This is a genomic window from Nocardioides sp. NPDC057772 (genome assembly GCF_042798075.1).
Classification (GTDB): domain Bacteria; phylum Actinomycetota; class Actinomycetes; order Propionibacteriales; family Nocardioidaceae; genus Nocardioides.
On the sequence record NZ_JBHVKN010000299.1, the window covers coordinates 1 to 4,291 of the forward strand.

Genomic DNA, 4,291 nt, shown 5'->3' on the forward strand with positions numbered 1-4,291 from the left:
GAGGGGGCCGGGCGCACCCGGCCCCCTCGCCACGTACCTCTGGAATTTCTCCGTCCCTGCAAGGAATGATCCGTGCCATGAGACTCGCGCTTCGCGACATCACCAAGCGCTTCGGCTCCCTGGTCGCCAACGACCACATCTCCCTGACCGTCGAGCCAGGTGAGATCCACTGCCTCCTCGGTGAGAACGGCGCGGGCAAGTCCACGCTGATGAACGTGCTCTACGGCCTCTACCAGGCCGACGAGGGCGAGATCCTCATCGACGACGAGCCGCAGCGCTTCAAGGGCCCCGGCGACGCGATGGCGGCCGGGATCGGCATGGTGCACCAGCACTTCATGCTCATCCCCGTGTTCACCGTCGCGGAGAACGTCATGCTCGGCCACGAAGCCACCGGTTTCGCCGGCAAGCTCGATCTCGACGCCGCCCGCAAGCAGGTCCGGGACATCTCCGAGCGTTTCGGCTTCCAGGTGGACCCGGACGCGCTCGTCGAGGATCTCCCCGTCGGCGTGCAGCAGCGGGTCGAGATCATCAAGGCGCTCTCGCGCGACGCCGAGGTGCTCGTCTTCGACGAGCCGACCGCCGTGCTGACGCCGCAGGAGACCGACGAGCTGATGGCGATCATGCGCCAGCTCAAGGAGTCCGGCACCGGCATCGTGTTCATCACCCACAAGCTGCGCGAGGTCCGCGAGGTGGCCGACCGGATCACGGTCATCCGCCGCGGCACCGTGGTCGGCGAGGCGTCCCCGGAGGCCTCCAACGCCGAGCTCGCCGCGCTGATGGTCGGACGCCCGGTCGAGCTCAAGGTGCACAAAGACCCGGCGAAGCCGGGCGAGCGCGCCCTGGTCGTCTCCGACCTCACGGTGGCCGACGAGGACGGCTACGTCCACATCGACGGGGTCAGCTTCCACATCGACGCGGGTGAGATCCTGGCCGTCGCCGGGGTCCAGGGCAACGGTCAGACCGAGCTCACCGAGGCGATGGTCGGCCTGGCGCCGCACGTGGAGGGCTCGATCAAGCTCGACGGCCGCGAGATCGTCGGCCGTTCGGTGCGCAAGGCGCTCGAGGCCGGTATCGGGTTCATCCCCGAGGACCGCCAGATCGAGGGCCTGGTCGGCAACTTCACCATCGCCGAGAACCTGATGCTCAACCGCAGCTACGACAAGCCCTTCGTCTCCCGCGGCTCGCTGAACCTCAAGAAGCTCGACGCCTTCGCCAAGGAGAAGCTGGCCGAGTACGACGTACGCGCCCCCGGAGTCTCGACCCTGGCCGGGCAGCTGTCGGGCGGCAACCAGCAGAAGGTCGTCGTGGCCCGGGAGCTCTCCCGAGACCTGCGGCTCCTCGTCGCCTCACAGCCGACGCGCGGCGTCGACGTCGGGTCGATCGAGTTCATCCACAAGCAGATCGTGGCGGCACGGGACTCGGGTGTCCCGGTGCTCGTCGTATCCTCCGAGCTCGACGAGATCGCCGCTCTCGCCGACCGGATCATGGTCCTCTACCGCGGGCGGGTCGTGGGTATCGTCCCCGCCGACACCTCCCGCGACACCCTCGGCCTGATGATGGCCGGCGAGTCTCCTGAAGGGAGCGACGCGTGAGCGAGAAGGGGCCGGAGAAGCAGCCGGCCGAGACGACGGAGCCGACGGAGCCGACCGAGCCGACGGAGGCGGGCTCGACTGACACGAAGACCGCCTCCGACACCGACCGGGTGCCCGAGGCCAGCCGCTGGCACGTGGCGCTGCGGGAGATCACCACCGGCAACGCGCTGGTCGCGGTGCTCTCGGTGGTGCTCGCGATGTTCTTCGGGTCGCTGATGATCCTCTTCACCGACGAGGACGTCCGCTACGGGCTCTCCTACTTCTTCGCCCGGCCCTCCGACACCTTCTACTACGCGTGGGAGGCCATCTCGGGGGCGTACGTGTCGCTGTGGCGTGGTGCGGTCTTCAACGACCTGGGCGGCACCTTCGCCCAGCAGATCAAGCCGATCACCGAGACCCTGAAGTTCGCCGCGCCGCTGACGCTCGCCGGGCTCGGCATCGGCCTGACGTTCCGCGCCGGGCTGATCAACATCGGTGGCCGCGGGCAGATGCTGCTCGGTGGCGCCGCCGCCGCGTTCGTGGCGGTCAAGTTCGACCTCCCGATGATCGTCCACCTGCCGCTGGCGATCCTCGTCGGTGCGCTGGTCGCGGCCCTGTGGGGCGGGATCGCCGGCCTTCTGAAGGCCCTCACCGGCGCCCACGAGGTGATCGTGACGATCATGCTCAACTACGTCGGCTACTACCTGGTCTTCTACGCGCTGACGCGCAAGTCGCTGCTCCAGGCCCCGGGGTCGGGCAACCCGAAGTCGTCGCCGATGCCGGAGTCGGCGATCCTGCCGGATCTGCTCGGCCCACAGTTCAACCTGCACGCCGGGTTCCTGCTCGCGGTGCTGGCGACGTTCCTCGTCTGGTGGATCCTCAACCGCTCCTCCCTCGGCTACCGATTCCGTGCCGTCGGGGAGAACCCGTCGGCCGCGCGGGCAGCGGGCATCAACGTCGGGTTCGCCTACTTCAGCGCGTTCCTGATCTCCGGCGCACTGGTCGGTCTGGCCGGCGTCAACCAGGTGCTCGGCTCGGTGACCGACGGCGCCACCAGCGGTCTCGACGCCGGGATCGGCTTCGACGCCATCACGGTGGCGCTGCTGGGACGCTCGCGCCCGTTCGGCATCCTGGCCGCCGGTGTCCTGTTCGGCGCGTTCAAGTCCGGCGGCTTCTTCATGCAGGCCTCCGAGGGCATCCCAGTCGACATCGTGCTGGTCATCCAGTCCCTGATCGTGCTCTTCCTCGCCGCACCGCCTCTGGTGAAGGCGATCTTCCGACTCCCCACGAAGGAGGCCTGACCGTGAGCGAGCGCCAGCGAGCGACCATCCAACTCGGCATTCCGCCTCATCCGTATTCTTGCGCCTGCGCTACGGAGGTGGCGGAATGACCGCTGTCGATCTTCCGGTCAACTCCGACGCCCCCGTCGTCGCCGAGCGCATCCCGGGTCTGTGGAAGACGCCCGGCGTCATGGCCGCGTTCACCGCGCTGGTGGCACTGCTCGTCCTGGTCCGGCCCCGCGCCGGTGACTCCACCTTCCGGTGGAGCCGCGACGGCGACTGGTTCGCCATCCCCGACATCACGCTGCCGGCCAACGGCGTCGTCTGGACGGCCGTGGCCCTGTGCCTCATCGCCACGGCGTACGCAGCCTGGAACGCCTTCTCCGGGCGCAAGACGCACCTCGCCGTGGTCTCCGCCTTCGCGGTCGTCGCGGTGTCCGGTTTCCTGGCCTGGGCGGTCGCGGGCAAGACGCTCCCCGTGGTCGGCCTGCTCGCGGGCGCGCTCGCGCTGGCGGTTCCGCTGGTGTTCGGTGCTCTCGGTGGCGTACTCGGTGAGCGGGCGGGCGTGGTCAACATCGCCATCGACGGCCAGCTGCTCTTCGGCGCCTTCGGCGCGGCGGTCACCGCCTCGATCACCGGCTCGCCGTGGGCGGGCCTGATCGCGGCGATGGTCTGCGGCGTGCTCGTGGCCGGGCTGCTGGGCCTCTTCGCGATCACCTACTGGGTGGAGCAGGTCATCGTCGGTGTCGTCCTCAACGTGCTCGTCATCGGCTTCACCAGCTTCATGTTCTCCCAGGTGCTCTCCGAGAACGCGGCCGCGCTCAACAGCCCGCCGCACTTCCCGCGCCTGGAGATCCCGCTGCTGTCCGGCATCCCGGTCATCGGCCCGATCTTCTTCCGCCAGACGGTGCTGGTCTACCTGATGTACGCCGCGGTCATCCTGATCGCCTGGGCGCTCTACCGCTCCAAGTGGGGTCTGCGCGTCCGCGCGGTCGGCGAGCACCCGAAGGCGGCCGACACGGTCGGCATCAACGTGATCGCCACCCGCTACCGCACCGTGCTACTGGCCGGGGCGATCGCGGGCATCGGTGGCGCGACCTACACGCTCGTCTCGGTGCCGTCGTTCGGACGTGAGATGACCGGCGGTGCGGGCTATATCGCGCTGGCCGCGGTCATCTTCGGCAAGTGGGACCCGATCAAGGCGACGCTGGCGGCGCTGCTCTTCGGCTTCGCGACCAACGTCGAGTCGGTGCTCTCGGTCATCGGCTCGCCGGTGCCGTCGCAGTTCATGCTGATGCTGCCCTACGTGGTGACCATCTTCGCCGTCGCCGGGCTCGTCGGGCACTCGCGCGCCCCGGCCGCGGACGGCGTGCCCTACCGGAAGAGCTAGCTCCGAGAGAGTCAGACCAGCGCGCGGTGGGCGGCGGCGCCAAGGTGCTT

At 69.1% G+C, this 4,291-nt stretch carries 3 protein-coding genes; all 3 read left to right on the forward strand.

Translation table 11 applies throughout. From position 1 onward, the window contains the following. Nucleotides 1-77 precede the first annotated feature (77 nt). Nucleotides 78-1,592, forward strand: coding sequence for an ABC transporter ATP-binding protein (locus tag ACFVJS_RS26585; protein WP_378886563.1), 1,515 nt, complete (start codon nt 78-80; stop codon nt 1,590-1,592). Then, nucleotides 1,589-2,872 carry an ABC transporter permease gene (locus tag ACFVJS_RS26590; protein WP_378886564.1) on the forward strand — a complete coding sequence of 428 codons (1,284 nt, stop codon included), beginning with the start codon at nt 1,589-1,591 and terminating at the stop codon, nt 2,870-2,872. The genes ACFVJS_RS26585 and ACFVJS_RS26590 overlap by 4 nt, the downstream gene beginning before the upstream one ends. Before the next feature lie 85 nt (nt 2,873-2,957). Continuing rightward, nucleotides 2,958-4,241 carry an ABC transporter permease gene (locus ACFVJS_RS26595; RefSeq protein WP_378886565.1) on the forward strand — a complete coding sequence of 428 codons (1,284 nt, stop codon included), beginning with the start codon at nt 2,958-2,960 and terminating at the stop codon, nt 4,239-4,241. The last annotated feature ends 50 nt before the right edge of the window (nt 4,242-4,291 follow it).

Excerpts from the sequence above, each read along its gene's own strand:
- ACFVJS_RS26585 (WP_378886563.1), top strand. The coding sequence starts at position 78 with ATGAGACTCGCGCTTCGCGACATCACCAAGCGCTTCGGCTCCCTGGTC.
- ACFVJS_RS26595 (WP_378886565.1), top strand. The coding sequence starts at position 2,958 with ATGACCGCTGTCGATCTTCCGGTCAACTCCGACGCCCCCGTCGTCGCC.